Genomic DNA, 15,397 nt, shown 5'->3' on the forward strand with positions numbered 1-15,397 from the left:
GGATGTTGCGCGACGCATCGACCGCAGTCACCGTCAAGGTCGACTGGTCGCTGCCGGAGTTCGTCAAAACGCTCTTGTCCAGGGAAACGATCAGGTCGCTTGCAACCGGCACCGCAGCCGTCGTGCTCGTGCCTGTGCCTGTGCCTGTGCCTGTGGTCGATGTCGCAGAACCCGCCGCCGTCGGCACGCTCGGGCTGCCACCGCCGCCGCAAGCCGCCGCGAGCAAGGTCAAGGCGAGCACGGAAACACCAACTTTCACTCCATTCGCATTCGTCATTCTTTTTCCCAATTCGATCGTCATGAACACAGGCAAGGGCTTCACCGCGCCGCATTGCGGTCGGTGATCATCCGCGGCGTGATGAACACCAGCATCTCGGTCTTGTTGAACGTGCGGCTGCGGGTGCGGAACAGGGCGCCCAGGTAGGGCACCTCGCCGAGCACCGGGATGCGCGACTCGTCGTTCTGCTCCACGAGTTCGAAGATGCCGCCGATGACGACCGTGCCGCCGTTCTCCACCAGCACGTCGGTCTTGACGTGCTTGGTGTTGATCGCGAAGCCGGCCGTCGTGGCCTGGCCGACGGTGTCCTTGTTGACGTCGAGCGCCAGGATGATGTTGCCCTCGGGCGTGATCTGCGGCGTGACCTTCAGCGCCAGGTTGGCCTTGCGGAAGGCGATCGACGTCGCGCCGCTGGAAGTCGCCACCTGGTAGGGCAGCTCGGTCCCCTGCTCGATCAGCGCCTCGGTCTGGTCGGCCGTGACCACGCGCGGGCTGGACACCACCCGGCCCTTGCCGTCGGCCTCGAGCGCCGAGATCTCCAGGTTCAGCAGGCGCGAGAAGCTCGAGTTGAAGAGCGACACCGCGAAGGTGCCCGGCACGTTGCCGTTGCCCGAGACGCCCGCCGACGGCAGGTTGACGAAGTTGGTATTCGTGAAGGTGGTCGTGGCGCTCGGCGTGTTGGCGAAGGCGCCGTTGGTCACCGCGTTGGAGCTCACGGTCGGGATCGCGCCGACCGTGCTGCCCGTGTTGATCACGCCGCCGCCCAGGCGCACGCCCAGCGACTTCCCGAAGGTGTCGGTCGCCTCGACGATGCGCGCTTCGATCATGACCTGCCGCGCGGGCACGTCGAGCTTCTGGATCATCTCGGCGACCTGGGCGAGCCGGGCCGGAATGTCGGAGACGAACAGCTGGTTCGTGCGCGGCTCGGAGATGACGCTGCCGCGCGGACTCAGGATGCGCGCGGCGCCGCCCAGCGCGCCGGCCGACGACACGCCCACGCCGTTCAGTTTCTGCTCGACCAGCGCGGCCTTGGAGTAGTTCAGCTGGAACGACTGCGTGCGCAGCGGCTCGAGGTTCTGGATCGCGGCGCGCGCCTCGTACTCCAGCTTTTCCTTGGCATTGATCTCGTCCTTGGGCGCGATCCACAGCACGCTGCCGTTCTTGCGCAGGCCGAGGTTCTTGGCCTGCATGATGATGTCGAGCGCCTGGTCCCAGGGCACGTCCTTGAGCCGAAGCGTCAATGCGCCGGTCACGGAATCCGAGGTCACGATGTTGAAGTTCGTGAAATCGGCGATGACCTGCAGCAGCGAGCGGATCTCGATGTTCTGGAAGTTCAGCGAGAGCTTCTCGCCGTTGTAGCCCGTGCCCTGCGTGAGCTTGGTCGGATCGACCTTGCGCGGGCGCACCTCGACGACGAACTGGTTCTCGCTCTGGTAGGCGCTGTGCTCCCAGTCGCCCTTGGGCTCGATGACCATGCGCACGCGGTCGCCCGCCTGCTGCGTCGTGATCGTCTGCACCGGCGTGCCGAAGTCGGTCACGTCGAGCCGGCGGCGCAGGCCCTCGGGCAGGGTCGACTTGGTGAACTCGACCACCAGGTTGCCGCCCTGCTGGCGGATGTCGACGCCGACCTGGTTGTTGGCGAGGTCGACGACCACGCGCCCGGTGTTCTCGGTGCCGAGCTTGAAGTCGACGTCGCGCAGGGGCAGCATGTCGCGGTTGCGATTCTCGGCGAAGCTGCTGGTCGTCGAGGTCACCATCGCAGCGCCCGCGGCCGGCTCCAGCGACACCAGCAGCGACTTGCCCTGGATCTCCGTGCGATAGGCCGTGGCCTGCTTGAGGTTGAGCACGAGCCGGGTGCGCTCTCCGGCCTGCACGACGTTGATGGAGCGCAGGTTGCCCTGATTGACCTCGACCGCCGAGCGGCCGATGGCATTGGTGACGCCGGGGAAGTCGAGCGCGATGCGCGCCGGCGCCTGGATCACGAAGCCGGTGGGCACGGCCGCCAGCGGCTGCGTCAGGTCGATCCGGATGACCTCCGAACCCGACTGCATGGAGCTCGTCACCGACTCGATGGCGTTCTGCGCCTGGGCGGCCAGCGCCGCGGCGAGCAGGCCCACGGTGACGCCGGCGCTGCGCAGCCAGGGCATGAAGCGTGATTTTTTCAGTTGATTCATTTCGACTTCTCTTGCAACTCCAGCGCGGCCGGACGTTCGATCCATTCGCCGGAGGCGTCCTGCACGATCTCGCGCAAGGTGAGCTGGTTTTCGCCGACGCGCAGCACGCGTCCGTAGTTCAGGCCCAGGTAGTTGCCCGCCCGCACCTGGTAGATCAGCTTGTCGACGCGCACCAGCGCCACCGGCTGGCCGCTGCCCTGGAGGCTTCCGACCATCTCCATGGCATCGAGCGGGAAGGCTTCGAGCGCCTCCTTGCGGCGCGACAGCTCCGGCGCGATCAATCCGGAGGTGCTGGGCTGGGCCGCGTCGCGCCGCAGCGCCTGGGTGAGCTTGGCGATGTTGAACGGCTCGACGCCCCCGTCCTGCGTGTAGGCCTGGGGCGTGAATTTCTTCGGCGCGACGATCGGCGTGACGGTCGGCTTGACCTGCGCGCGCTGCTCGGCCATCCAGGCCTGCAGGTCGTCCCGGTCGGACCCCGCGCAGCCCCCGAGCACGCCGAGCCCGGCCAGCGCCGCGGCCATCCAAAGGACTTTCGGAACGGCGCTCATTTCCTCGCTCCCGAGGCGGCCGCGCGCCGCTGGAGGTTCTGTTCGGCCTCGTCGAGGTAGCGATAGGTGCGCGCGGTGGCGTCCATCGTCAGGGTGCCGTCCTTCTGCGGCGCGATCGAGAGGTTGTTGAGTGTGACGATGCGCGACAGGTTGGCCACGTCGCCGACGAACGCGCCCATGTCGTGGTAGTTGCCGGTCACGCGGATGGCGATGGGCAGCTCGGCGTAGTAGTCCTTGACGTCGACCTGGCCGGGGCGGAACAGCTCGAACTGCAGGCTGCGCCCCAGGCCGGCCTGGTTGATGTCCGACAACAGGGCGTCCATCTCGGCCTTGCTCGGGAGCTGCTTCTCCAGCAGCGTCACGTACTGGCGGACCTCCTCGCGCTGCTTCTTCAGCAGGTCGAGCCGGGCGGCCTGCGCCACCTTGCTCTGGTAGTCCGTCTTGAGCGTCACCTCCCGGGCGCGCGCGGCGTCGAGCTCGTCGCTGGAATTGACCAGCCAGACGAACCACAGCGCCACCAGCACCATGAGGGTGACCGCGACGTGCAGCACGTTGCGCGGCACGGCCGGCCACATCGAGGGGTCGTTCGGATTGAGGTCGTGGAACTGGTCGCCCAGGCGCCGGGCCGCGGCGGCGAAATCGATGCGCGCCTGCGAAGGGGATGTTTTCTTCGGCATGGTCCTGGACTCCCTCAGCCCTTGGGCGCCGGCACGGCGGCGGGTGTCGCGGTCGCGGGCTTGTCGGCATCGGTCGGCCGGCGCAGGCCGATGCGCATCGTGAAGTTCGCCACGCGCCGCTGGTCGCGCGGGGTCAGGGCGACGGAACCGGCCGTGATCTCGACGAGTTCGGGCTTGGTCAGCCACGGGCTGACGGTGCCCAGGTTGCGCAGCAGCTCCGACACGCGCTCGTTCGATTGCGCCGTGCCCTGCAGCGTCACGACGCGATCGTCCTGCTTCATGCTCGAGAGGTAGACGCCGTCGGGCAGCTGGCTGACCAGCTCGTTGAGCAGGTGCACGGGCAGGTTGCGGTCGCCCTGCAGGTTCTCCACCGCCTGCTGGCGCGCCTTCAGTCCCGCGATCTCGGCCTGCAGCGTCGAGATCTCCTTGATCTCCGCTTCGAGCTTGGTGATCTCGGACTGCAGGTAGTCGTTCTTCTGCTGCTGGCCGGAGATCTGCGCGCCCAGCCACAGGTAGATGGCGCCGGACAGCAGCGCCCCCAGCAGCGCGGCCGCGGCCAGCACGGTGAAGAAATGCTCGCGCCGCCGCTTGCGCGCGGCCTCGCGGTGGGGCAGCAGGTTGATCAGGATCATTGCAGGAACCTTCGCATCGCCAGGCCGCACGAGGTGAGGTAGGACGGCGCTTCGCGCCGCATCTTCTTCTCGCGGATGGCGCCGCTGACGCCCATTCCTTCGAAGGGATTGACCAGCGAGCAGGCGAACGAGGTCTGGCGCGTCACCGCGCTGGTGAGGCCCGGCAGGGCGGCCGATCCGCCCGCGAGCAGCACGTAGTCGACGCGGTTGTGCGGCGTGCTGGTGAAGAAGAACTGCAGCGCCCGCGCGATCTCCTGCGCGATGCTCGCCACGAAGGGCTGCAGCACGGCGGCGCCGTAGTCGTCGGGCAGGTCGCCGCTGCGCTTCTTGACCTCGGCCTCCTCGTTCGAGAAGCCGTACTGGCGCACGACCAGCTGCGTGAGCTGCGCGCCGCCGAAGGCCTGATCGCGGTCGTAGAGCACTTCCTGGTTGCGCAGCACCTGCATGCTGGTGGTGAAGGCGCCGACCTCGAACAGGGCCACCACGGCGTCGGCGCCCTGCTCGGGCAGCTGCTCGATCAGGCGCGAGGTGGCCATGCGCGACGCGTAGGACTCGACGTCGAGGATGACGGCCTTCAGGCCGGCGGCCTCCGCCAGCCCCTGGCGATCCTGGACCTTCTCCTTGCGCGAGGCGGCGATCAGTACTTCCACGTCGCCGGCGGAGCTGGCGCTGTCGCCGATGACGCAGAAATCGAGGCTGACCTCCTCCAGCGAGAAAGGGATGTACTGGTTGGCTTCCGACTCGACCTGCAGTTCGAGTTCCTGCTCGCTCATGCCCCCGGGCAGCACGATCTTCTTGGTGATGACCGCCGAGGGCGGCAGCGCCATGGCCACGTTGCGCGTGCGGGTGCCGCTCTTGCGGACCACGCGGCGCACCGCTTCGGCCACCTCGTCGAACTTCTCGACGTTGCCGTCGTTGATCCAGCCACGTTCCAACGGCTCGATGGCGCAATGCTCGAGCACCAGTCGACCGCTGGCCTCTCGCCCGAGCTCGACCAGCTTGACGCTCGACGAACTGACGTCGAGCCCGATCAGGGCTCCCGGTTGCCGGCGAAGCAGGGATCCAAGGTCAATCAATTGAATTCTCGTCAGTTGTAACGATTAGCAAGATTTGCGTGAGGTTGCATGCTAGCAGCAAGCCCTCACTGCGGCCAAGCACCGAGGGGCCTGTGAATTCGTTCTCGTTGCCAAAACGGGACTCAAATGTAGCGTCGTGCAACTCCGGTGACTTTCAGGGCTTCACCGCATCTTTATGCATACCCGACAGCCGCAGGACGACCGACTTTTTATAATGCGCGGTGACTCAGTCCCGCTCATCCCCCGATTCCCCGCGTTCCGCACGGAATGCCCCGCGCCCGCCTGCGCGCCCCACCTGGCTGAAATGGCTCATGCGCCTCGCCCTGTGGAGCCTGGGTCTGGCCGCCGCCGGCGTGCTCAGCCTGCTGGCCGTGCTGGCGGTCGCCTTGGCCGTCGCCTATCCCAATCTGCCCGACATCTCCGAGCTGGCCGACTACCGGCCCAAGCTGCCGTTGCGGGTGTTCTCCTCCGAAGGCATCCTGATCGGCGAGTTCGGCGAGGAGCGGCGCAACCTGACGCCCATCGCCACCATTCCCAAGGTCATGAAGGACGCCGTGCTGGCGGCCGAGGACGCACGGTTCTACGAACACGGCGGCGTCGACTACAAGGGCATGGTGCGTGCCGGCCTGGCCAACCTGAACCGCGCGCGCAGCCAGGGCGCCTCGACCATCACGATGCAGGTCGCCCGCAACGTCTACCTCAGCTCCGAGAAGACGCTGACGCGCAAGGTCTACGAGGTCCTGCTGACCTTCAAGCTCGAACACCTCCTGAGCAAGGACCAGATCCTGGAGATCTACCTCAACCAGATCTACCTGGGCAACCGTGCCTACGGCTTCGCGGCGGCCTCGGACGCGTACTTCGGCAAACCGCTGCAGGACATCACGATCGCGCAGGCGGCGATGCTCGCCGGCCTGCCCAAGGCGCCGGGCGCCAACAACCCCGTGAACAACCCGACGCGCGCGCGCGGCCGCCAGCTCTACGTCATCGACCGCATGCGCGACGCCGGCTTCATCACCGCCGAGCAGGCGGCCGAGGCCAAGAAGGAGGAACTGCACTTGCGCGATGCCGCCGACCCGAGCCGGCTGCACGCCGAGTACGTGGCCGAGACGGTGCGCCAGCTGATGTACGCGCAGTACGGCGACAGCACCTACACGCGCGGCCTGAAGGTCTACACCTCGCTGGTGGCGGCCGACCAGGCCGCCGCGTACAAGGCCCTGCGCAAGGGCATCATGGACTACGAGCGCCGCCAGATCTACCGCGGCCCGGAGAAGTTCGTCGACCTGCCCAGCGACGCCAAGGAACTCGACGAGGCCGTCGACGACGCGCTGGCCGAGCACCCGGACAACGGCGACCTGATGGCCGCGGTCGTCCTGAAGGCGAGCGCGCGCGAGGTCGTCGCCGTGCGCGGCAACGGCGAGACGCTCCAGATCACTGGCGACGGCCTCAAGCTGCCGCAGTCGGGGCTCTCGGACAAGGCGCCGCCGAACATCAAGATCCGCCGCGGCGCCGTCATCCGCGTCATGCGCACCGGGCCGAAGAACCTGCCGGAGATCACGCAGCTGCCCGAGGTCGAGGGCGCCTTCGTGGCCGTCGATCCGCGCGACGGCGCCGTCAAGGCGATGGTGGGCGGCTTCGATTTCGGCAAGAACAAGTTCAACCACGTGACGCAGGCCTGGCGCCAGCCGGGTTCGAGCTTCAAGCCCTTCATCTACTCGGCGGCGCTGGAAAAGGGCTTCGCGCCCGCCACCGTCATCAACGACGCACCGCTGTTCTTCGACGCCGGCACCACCGGCGGCCAGCCCTGGGAGCCCAAGAACTACGACGGCACCTTCGAGGGTCCGATGTCGATGCGCCGGGCGCTCATGAAGTCGAAGAACATGGTCTCGATCCGCATCCTGCAGTCGATCGGCACGCGCTACGCGCAGGACTGGGTCACCAACTTCGGCTTCGAACGCACCAAGCATCCGGCCTACCTGCCGATGGCGCTCGGCTCGGGTTCGGTGACGCCGATGCAGATGGCGACGGCGTACGCGGTCTTCGCCAACGGCGGCTACCGCGTCAACCCCTACCTGGTCACACGCATCACCGACCATCGCGACAAGGTGCTGGTCGAGACGCAGCCGCCCCTGCTCAACGAGACCATGCGCGCCATCCCGCAGCGCAACGCCTACATCATGGACAGCCTGCTGCAGTCGGTGGCCAGCGGCGGCACGGCGGCCAAGGCGACCTCCATGCTCAAGCGCAACGACGTCTACGGCAAGACCGGCACCACCAACGATTCGCTCGACGCCTGGTTCGCCGGCTTCCAGCCGACCATGACCGCCGTCGCCTGGATGGGCTACGACACCCCGCGCAAGCTGGGCGATCGTGAGACCGGCGGCGGCTTGAGCCTGCCGATCTGGATCAGCTACATGGAGACGGCGCTCAAGGGCGTGCCGGTCGCCGACCTGGGACCGCCGCCCGCGGGCGTCATGAACATCGGCGGCGAGCTGTACTACGACGACTTCGGTCCGGGCCGCGGTGTCGCCAGCCTGGGCGTCGAGCAGGCGCCGCCGCAGCCGGTGGAAGTGATGCCGGGCATGGCGCCGGCCAGCACGCCGCCGCCGCCCGAGGAGCGCAATCGCATCCTCGACATGTTCCGCAATTGAGGCAGACCGATGCCGCCGGGTCTCTCCGGCCCGGCCCGTCGATGCCGGTGTCGCTCAGTCCGGCGTGAATTGCAGAGCGAGGCCCGACTGCCGGCTCGCCTCGCGCGAGAGGTTGGCGAAGAACTCCTCGCCGGTCTTGGTGTCGATCCAGGCGGTGCCGTCGTGGCGGTAGTGGTAGCCACCCGAGCGCGCCGCCAGCCAGATCTCCTGCAGGGGCTTCTGCAGATTGACGATCAACTGGCTGCCACCGGGAAAGCTGATGGTGATCATGCCGCCGACGCGCTGGTTGTCGATGTCGGCCTCCGTCGCGTCGTTGATGCGATCGCATCCTCTTTCGACGGCGCTGAGCACGGCTTCGGCGCGGTCCATGTAGTCGGGGTCGGTCATTACAATTTCGCGATGTTGAAAGTCCGGCAAATTCTAGTGAGCGTCTTCGGCCTCTGCGTCATCGGGGTCGCTCTCGGGGGCTGCGGCCAGAAGGGTCCGCTCTATCTGCCGACCGATCCGGCCGCGGCCAACCGCGCGACGCTGCCGACCGTGCTGAAGGCGCCCTTCTCCCGCACCGACGCATCGACCCGCACCCCGCCGGCACCGGCCTCCGATGACGGAACCCCGTCGACCCCCGTCCCCATTCCCATCCCCGAGTCGTTCACGACCCCGGCGCTGCCCCTTTCCGATTACGAGATGACCCGGTGAACGTCCCGCACTCCCTGCCCGCCACGTCCCCTTCCCTGCCCGGCCACCCGCACATCGCCCGCCACGCGGACGGCGACCTGCGCGTCGAGGCGCTTTCCCTGACCGATCTGGCCCGAGCGCACGGCACGCCGCTGTTCGTCTATTCGAAGCAGTGGATGCTCGATGCGCTGGCCGCCTACCAGCGTGGCTTCCAGGGCCGCGACGCGCTGGTCTGCTATGCGATGAAGGCCAATTCCTCGCTCGGCGTGCTGAAGGTCTTCGCGGAGGCCGGCTGCGGCTTCGACATCGTCTCGGGCGGCGAACTCGCGCGCGTGCTGGCCGCCGGCGGCGACCCGGCCCGCGTGATCTTCTCGGGCGTGGGCAAGACGCGCGACGAGATGCGCCAGGCGCTCGCCGCCGGCATCCTGTGCTTCAACGTCGAGAGCGAGGCGGAGCTCGACGTGCTCAACGCCGTGGCGCTGGAGCAGGCGGGCCGGCGCGCCCGCATCAGCATCCGCATCAATCCCAACGTCGACCCGAAGACCCACCCCTACATCTCCACCGGCCTGAAGGGCAACAAGTTCGGCGTGGCGCACGACCGCGCCGTGCAGGCGTACGAGCACGCGGCATCGCTGCCCGGACTGGAGGTGGTGGGCATCGACTGCCACATCGGCTCGCAGATCACGGAAGTCTCGCCCTACCTCGACGCGGTGGAGCGCATGCTCGACCTGGTCGAGGCCATCGAGCGTGCCGGCATCGCGCTGCACCACCTCGACTTCGGCGGCGGCCTGGGCATCGACTACAACCACGACACCCCGCCGACGGCCGATGCGTTGTGGCGGCAGTTGCTCGCGCGGCTCGACGCGCGCGGCTTCGGCGAGCGCCGCATCGTGGTCGAACCGGGGCGTTCGCTGGTGGGCAACGCCGGCGTGTGCGTGACCGAGGTGCTCTACATGAAGCCGGGCGAGGAGAAGAACTTCTGCATCGTCGACGCGGCGATGAACGACCTGCCCCGGCCGGCGATGTACGAAGCCTTCCACCGGATCGAGCCGGTGCGGAGCCCGGGCGGCGGTGCGGACGGTGCGCGTGTGGCGACGACCTGCGACGTCGTCGGCCCGGTGTGCGAGAGCGGCGACTGGATCGGCCGCGACCGGGAACTGGCCGTGCGGGCCGGCGACCTGGTGGCCGTGCTCTCGGCCGGCGCCTACTGCATGTCGATGGCCAGCAACTACAACACGCGCGGCCGTGCGGCCGAGGTGCTGGTCAGCGGCGACGAGGCCCGGCTGATCCGTCGCCGCGAAACCGCCGACGACCAGCTGCGCGCCGAACTGCAGGCGGCGTCGCTCAGCGACTGAGCGGCCGCGGCGGCACGCCGGCCCGCGCACCCGGCGCGGCACCGTTCCGTGCGTTCGCCGCCTTCACCTTGCGCTTGCGCGCGACGTCCCAGACCCGCCACGCCAGCAACGCGCCGACGATGGCGGCATAGACGAACACCTCGTTGAAGTTGTTCTTGCCCGCGCGCATCCAGAAGAAATGCAGCAGGCCCAGGCCGGCGATCACGTAGACCAGCTTGTGCAGCATCTGCCAGCGCTTGGCGCCCATGGCCTTGATGGCGCGGTTGAACGACGTGGCTGCCAATGGCGTCAGTAGCACGAAGGCCGCGAAGCCGACCAGGATGAAGGGCCGCTTGGCGATGTCGCGCGCGATCTCGCCGAGGTCGAAACCCATGTCGAACCAGCCGTAGCTCAGCAGGTGCACGACGACGTAGAAGTACATGAACAGGCCCAGCATGCGTCGAAAACGTGCGAGGCCGTTGAGCCCGAGCGTCACGCGCACCGGCGTGACGGCCAGCACGATGCACAGGAAACGCAGCGTCCAGTCGCCGGTGGAACGGATCAGATACTCGGCCGGATTCGCGCCCAGCCCGTCGGTGAAGGCGCCGTAGGTCAGCCATGCGAACGGCAGCAGGCACAGCAGGAACACGACCGGCTTGGCCGCCGGGTGGAGCAGGAACTTGTTCACGACGTCGTTCTGCGGTCCGTCAGAAGTTCTTCTTCAGGTCCATGCCGGCGTAGAGCGAAGCGACCTGGGTTTCGTAGCCGTTGTACATCTCGGTCTTCCGCCGCTTGGCGAACAGGCCGCTGCCGTCGCCGATGCGGCGCTCGGTGGCCTGGCTCCAGCGCGGGTGGTCGACGTTCGGGTTGACGTTGGAATAGAAGCCGTACTCGTTGGCGGCCGCCTTGTTCCACGCGGTGCTCGGCTCCTTCTCGACGAAGCGGATCTTGACGATCGACTTGGCCGACTTGAAGCCGTACTTCCACGGCACCACCAGGCGCACCGGCGCGCCGTTCTGGTTGGGCAGCACCTCGCCGTACATGCCGAAGGCCAGCAGCGTGAGCGGGTGCATGGCCTCGTCCATGCGCAGGCCCTCGGTGTAGGGCCAGTCCAGCACGCGGGAGCCGACGAAGGGCATGGTCTTCGGGTCGGCCAGGGTGACGAACTCGACGTACTTGGCATTGCCCTGGGGCTCGACCTTCTTGATGAGTTCGGCCAGCGAATAGCCGACCCACGGGATGACCATCGACCAGCCCTCGACGCAGCGCAGGCGGTAGATGCGCTCTTCCTGCGCGCTCAGCTTGAGCAGGTCCTCGATGTCGTACTTGCCGGGCTTCTTGACCAGGCCCTCGACCTCGACGCTCCACGGCCGCGTCCTGAGCGTGCCGGCGTTCTTGGCCGGGTCGGCCTTGTCGGTGCCGAACTCGTAGTAGTTGTTGTAGGTGGAGGCGTCCTTGTAGTCGGTCGGCTTCTCCATGCTCTGGGCGCCCGCCACGGTCGACTTGACGCTCTTGAGCGCGGCGAGCTTGCCCGACGGCACGGTCTGGGCCAACGCGTCGCGCGCGGCCCAGCCGGCGAGCGCGGTGCCGGCGGCGCCGGTGGCCATCAGGCGCAGCATGTCGCGCCGGCCTTCGTAGACGGCGCGCGGCGTGATGTCGCTGGGCACGGGGTGGATGAAGCCGTCGTCGCGTGAGGGGATCAGCATGGCGAATCTTTCTGGAAACGTCGCGGTCCGGTCGAAACGCCGGGCCTGTCGGATGAGATACGTGGAACGATCCAGTCTGGTTTCACGCCGGTTGCGAAGTTCCGTCGGACCAGACCTCCACTTGCACGGCTACAACTCGCCGTAGCTGTGCAGGCCGCTCAGGAACATGTTGACGCCGAGGAAGGCGAAGGTGGTGACCGCCAGCCCGACCAGCGCCCACCAGGCCGCGACGGTGCCGCGCAGGCCCTTGACCAGCCGCATGTGCAGCCAGGCGGCGTAGTTGAGCCAGACGATCAGCGCCCAGGTCTCCTTCGGGTCCCAGCTCCAGTAGCCGCCCCAGGCATCGGCCGCCCACAGGGCACCGAGCACGGTGGCGATGGTGAAGAAGGCGAAGCCGACGGTGATCGACTTGTACATGACGTCGTCGAGCACCTCGTTGGACGGCAGCCGCGCCGCGATGCGGCGGCGCCCCAGCAGGATGCCCGCGGCGATCAACGCCGACACCGCCGCATAGCCGATCCAGTAGCCGCCGCCGGCCTCCTGCACGCGCTGGCGGAAGGCGATCGGCACGAAGCACAGCGCCGCGCCCAGCAGCCAGATCGGCGTGAGGCGCCACCAGCGCGTCTCCTGGGCCTGTTCCTTGACCAGGTAGGCGAAGGCGACCATGGCGGCCAGCGCGAAGGTGCCGTAGCCGATGAAGTTGGCCGGCACGTGCAGTTTCATCCACCAGCTCTGCAACGCCGGCACCAGCGGCTGGATCTCGTGCGCCTCGCGCACCAGCGTGTACCAGAGCAGGAAGCCGACCGCCGCGCTGACCACCAGCATCACGAAGGCGCCCATGGCGCGCGTGGCGTAGCGTTCCTCGAAATAGAGATAGAACGCCGCCGTCAGCCAGCAGAACAGGACGAAGACCTCGTAGAGGTTGCTCACCGGGATGTGGCCGATGTCCGGGCCGAGCTGATGGCTCTCGTACCAGCGCACCATCGTGCCGACGAGCGCCATGGCGACGGCCGCCCAAGCCAGGCGCGAGCCGATGCCCTCGAGCGCATCGCCCTGGCGTCCGCCGAAGAGGCCCAGCCAGTAGAAGACGGTGCTCATGAAGAACAGCACGCTCATCCACAGGATGGCCGACTGGCTGGAGAGGAAGTACTTGAGCCAGAACACCGTCTCGGCCCGGGCCAGGTCGCCCTGGTAGGACGAGATCGCCAGCAGCGAGGCCGCCGCGACCACGATCGCCAGCACCCGCAGCGGGCGCCAGAACCAGCCCATCCAGACCATCGCCGCCAATGCCGCGAGCAGGATCGGTTTCTCGTAGGCGTCCATGCGGCCGCCGTAGCGCGCGAAGGCGAACAGGCCGCCGGCGGCCACCAGCGCCGCGAACACCCAGTCGAAGGCGTTGCGGCGGGCCAGCCAGTGGTCGTTGAGCGTGAGGGTCGTGGTATTCATGGCGCCGGTTCCTTGGGGAGGGCCTGGAGGCCGAGCAGCTTGGTCTTGAGGTTCTCGAATTCGCGGTCGCCGTCGAGGTTACGCCGGTTGGCCGACAACGCCATCGTGGCGCCGCTGCCGCCGTCGCCCTCGGGCGCCAGCCAGACCCACAGCCGGCGGTCGCGCACGTAGAGCATCGCGAAGATGCCGACGATCAGGAACAGGCATCCCAGGTAGACGACGTTCTTGCCGGGCGCGCGCGCCACCTGGAACACGCTGGCCTGCAGCTGCTGGAAGTCGGTCATCAGCATCGCGACGGGCGCCGGGTAGAAGGTGGCGTCGCTGATCGCCAGCACGGCCTGCGTCAGCCAGGCCTGGGACTTGTCGTCGCCCGGCAGGGCCGCGAGGCCGGCGTCTTCGCGGCCGAGGTTGAGCACGTCGAAGAGCACGTCGTTCAGGACGCGGACCAGCACCGCGCCCGTGCGCTGGCGCTCGGCCTCGGGCACGTTGGCCTCCATGAACTCGGCGATCGCCTGCCAGCCGCCGCGGGCCGCGCCGTCGGATTTCACTCGCTCGGCGCCGGCGAACAGCGCGAGGGCGCGCGTCGCCGAGACCCGCAGTTGCTCGGCGAGTTCGGCGCGCCCCGGCCCGGTCGCGCGCTCGACATAGCGCGCCACGGCGCGCGCGCGCAGCGACTCGTCGGCCAGCGCGGCGCGCATGCGCACGAAGCCGTCCATGGTGCCGTCGTCGTCGGCCGGCACGCGCAGGTAGCGGAACGGCTCCTCGGGCCGCTCGCGCACGCCCAGCAGGAACACCGGCGGGCCGTCGCCGGCATCCACCGGCAGCATGTAGTTCTGGTACTCGCGCGCCTGGCCGGCGGCGTCGCGCAGCTTGTAGCCGATGCTCGGGCCGATGTTGCGCAGCACCTTGGGCCGGTCGACCTTGTTGGCCGCGCCCAGGCGCGATTCGATGCCGTGCTGCAGCAGGTCGACCCGGCGCACGTCGGTGGCGCCCGACAGACCGTTGGTGGCGAAGTTCTCGACGTTGATGACGCGCAGGGCGGCGTACTCGAGCGTCAGGCGCTCGCTGCCGTTGGTGATCTCGGCGCTGGTGCCGATGCGGCCCTCGAGCTCGAACGGCCGCGCCGCCGCGCTCATCGGCACCGCCTTGAGCTTCACGCTGGAGCCGCCGTCGTCGAAGCTCGACTGGTAGATCTCCACGCCCTTGTAGCTCGCCGGGTGGTTGACCTCGATGCGCGCGGGCACCTGGGCGCCGGTCTCGCGGTCGTGCAGCACCACCTCGCTGGCGAACAGCTTGGGCATGCCGGTCGAGTAGTAGTCGACGATGAACTTCTTCAACTCGATGGAGAACGGCAGCTCCTGCAGCAGCACGCCGTCGGACTGGTTGAGGATGGCGACGCTCGCGCGGCCGCCCTCGGGCACCAGGATATTGCCGCGGAAGGTCGGGTTGGCCGGCGAGAGCCGGTGCTCGGGCGCGACGTCGGCGATCATGCCGCCGCCGGTGAACACGCTCTTGCCGTTGAACCAGGTCTGCGCGCGCACCACCAGGTCGCCGTCGAGCAGGCCGCCCAGGCAGATCAGCACGATGGCGCCGTGCGCGGCGATGTAGCCCAGCTTGTGGGCGCCGCCGGCGCGCGCGGCGACCATCCAGCCCTGCCCCTCGCGCTGCTGCAGCCGCACCTTCCAGCCGCCGCCGGCGAGCATGCCGCCGATGCGCCGCGCGGCCGCCTCGGGCGACTCGCCGAGCGAGGCCTCGGCGCGCTGGCCGAACGCCTTCAGGCTCTGGACGCGCAGGTCCTCCTTGAAGGTGCGCAGTTCGCCCAGGATGCGCGGCGTGTTGCGCGTCACGCACAGCGAGGTGCTCACCACCAGGAACAGCAGGATCAGCAGGAACCACCAGGCGCTGTAGATCGAGTCGAGCCGCGCGGCGCGGAAGACCTCGGCCCAGAACGGCCCGAACTGGTTGACGTAGTTGCCCGCCGGTTCGTGCTGCTTGAGCACCGTGCCGATGATCGAGGCGATGCAGATGACCGTCAGCAGCGCGATGGCGAAGCGCATCGACGAGAACAACTCCACCGTCGCGCGGACCGCCTGGGGACCGCGACGAACGCGAAGACCGTGGGTGGAGATGGACATCGGGTGGGCTGGAAGGGAAAAAGGCGGGCGACCCCTTCATGGATCGGCCCGCCCCTACGAGATGATTAT

General features: G+C 68.2%; 14 protein-coding genes. 4 read left to right on the plus strand and 10 right to left on the minus strand.

Annotated features, from left to right (window positions below; translation table 11 throughout):
• Nucleotides 1–2 precede the first annotated feature (2 nt).
• A complete protein-coding gene (locus ABID77_RS08795; protein WP_429593890.1) occupies nt 3–344 on the plus strand; it encodes a hypothetical protein in 342 nt (113 codons plus the stop codon).
• Here ABID77_RS08795 and pilQ read toward each other — a convergent pair.
• The 5 genes from pilQ to ABID77_RS08820 are packed head-to-tail and all read right to left on the minus strand — an operon-like array spanning nt 319 to nt 5,384.
• Complete coding sequence (gene pilQ / locus ABID77_RS08800) at nt 319–2,451, minus strand: type IV pilus secretin PilQ (RefSeq protein WP_429593894.1); 2,133 nt, start codon at nt 2,449–2,451, stop codon at nt 319–321. The genes ABID77_RS08795 and pilQ overlap by 26 nt on opposite strands.
• Nucleotides 2,448–2,999, minus strand: coding sequence for a pilus assembly protein PilP (locus tag ABID77_RS08805; RefSeq protein WP_429593897.1), 552 nt, complete (start codon nt 2,997–2,999; stop codon nt 2,448–2,450). The genes pilQ and ABID77_RS08805 overlap by 4 nt, the downstream gene beginning before the upstream one ends.
• Nucleotides 2,996–3,676 (minus strand): type 4a pilus biogenesis protein PilO, encoded by a 681-nt coding sequence (locus ABID77_RS08810; protein ID WP_429593900.1) that lies wholly within the window; start codon nt 3,674–3,676, stop codon nt 2,996–2,998. The genes ABID77_RS08805 and ABID77_RS08810 overlap by 4 nt, the downstream gene beginning before the upstream one ends.
• A 14-nt stretch (nt 3,677–3,690) precedes the next feature.
• Complete coding sequence (locus ABID77_RS08815) at nt 3,691–4,308, minus strand: PilN domain-containing protein (RefSeq protein ID WP_429593903.1); 618 nt, start codon at nt 4,306–4,308, stop codon at nt 3,691–3,693.
• Nucleotides 4,305–5,384, minus strand: a complete 1,080-nt coding sequence (locus ABID77_RS08820; RefSeq protein WP_429593906.1) for a pilus assembly protein PilM — start codon at nt 5,382–5,384, stop codon at nt 4,305–4,307. Before ABID77_RS08820 ends, ABID77_RS08815 begins: the two co-directional genes overlap by 4 nt.
• Nucleotides 5,385–5,695: 311 nt before the next feature.
• Here ABID77_RS08820 and ABID77_RS08825 point away from each other — a divergent pair, with 311 nt between their 5' ends.
• Entirely contained in the window at nt 5,696–8,032 is a 2,337-nt protein-coding gene (locus ABID77_RS08825; RefSeq protein WP_429593909.1) for a penicillin-binding protein 1A, read from the plus strand.
• A gap of 54 nt (nt 8,033–8,086) precedes the next feature.
• Here ABID77_RS08825 and cyaY read toward each other — a convergent pair whose 3' ends face one another.
• Nucleotides 8,087–8,419, minus strand: a complete 333-nt coding sequence (cyaY, locus tag ABID77_RS08830) for an iron donor protein CyaY (protein ID WP_429593912.1) — start codon at nt 8,417–8,419, stop codon at nt 8,087–8,089.
• Between the two features lie 12 nt (nt 8,420–8,431).
• Between cyaY and lptM the strand changes: the two genes are divergently transcribed.
• A complete protein-coding gene (gene lptM / locus ABID77_RS08835; protein WP_429593915.1) occupies nt 8,432–8,728 on the plus strand; it encodes an LPS translocon maturation chaperone LptM in 297 nt (98 codons plus the stop codon).
• On the plus strand, nt 8,725–10,062 hold the full coding sequence (gene lysA / locus ABID77_RS08840; RefSeq protein ID WP_429593918.1) for a diaminopimelate decarboxylase: 1,338 nt from the start codon (nt 8,725–8,727) through the stop codon (nt 10,060–10,062). Before lptM ends, lysA begins: the two co-directional genes overlap by 4 nt.
• On the opposite strand, the gene ABID77_RS08845 is transcribed toward lysA, so the two are convergent.
• The 4 genes from ABID77_RS08845 to ABID77_RS08860 all read right to left on the minus strand — a co-directional run bounded on the left by ABID77_RS08845 (nt 10,052) and on the right by ABID77_RS08860 (nt 15,328).
• Nucleotides 10,052–10,729 (minus strand): sulfite oxidase heme-binding subunit YedZ, encoded by a 678-nt coding sequence (locus tag ABID77_RS08845; protein WP_429593920.1) that lies wholly within the window; start codon nt 10,727–10,729, stop codon nt 10,052–10,054. The genes lysA and ABID77_RS08845 overlap by 11 nt on opposite strands.
• 19 nt (nt 10,730–10,748) lie before the next feature.
• Nucleotides 10,749–11,747 (minus strand): protein-methionine-sulfoxide reductase catalytic subunit MsrP, encoded by a 999-nt coding sequence (gene msrP / locus ABID77_RS08850; RefSeq protein WP_429593923.1) that lies wholly within the window; start codon nt 11,745–11,747, stop codon nt 10,749–10,751.
• Nucleotides 11,748–11,876: 129 nt separating this feature from the next.
• Entirely contained in the window at nt 11,877–13,193 is a 1,317-nt protein-coding gene (gene ccsB / locus ABID77_RS08855) for a c-type cytochrome biogenesis protein CcsB (protein WP_429593926.1), read from the minus strand.
• Complete coding sequence (locus ABID77_RS08860; RefSeq protein ID WP_429593929.1) at nt 13,190–15,328, minus strand: cytochrome c biogenesis protein ResB; 2,139 nt, start codon at nt 15,326–15,328, stop codon at nt 13,190–13,192. The genes ccsB and ABID77_RS08860 overlap by 4 nt, the downstream gene beginning before the upstream one ends.
• Between the last annotated feature and the right edge of the window lie 69 nt (nt 15,329–15,397).

It is taken from the genome of Variovorax sp. PvP013 (genome assembly GCF_050435945.1).
GTDB lineage: Bacteria > Pseudomonadota > Gammaproteobacteria > Burkholderiales > Burkholderiaceae_C > Variovorax.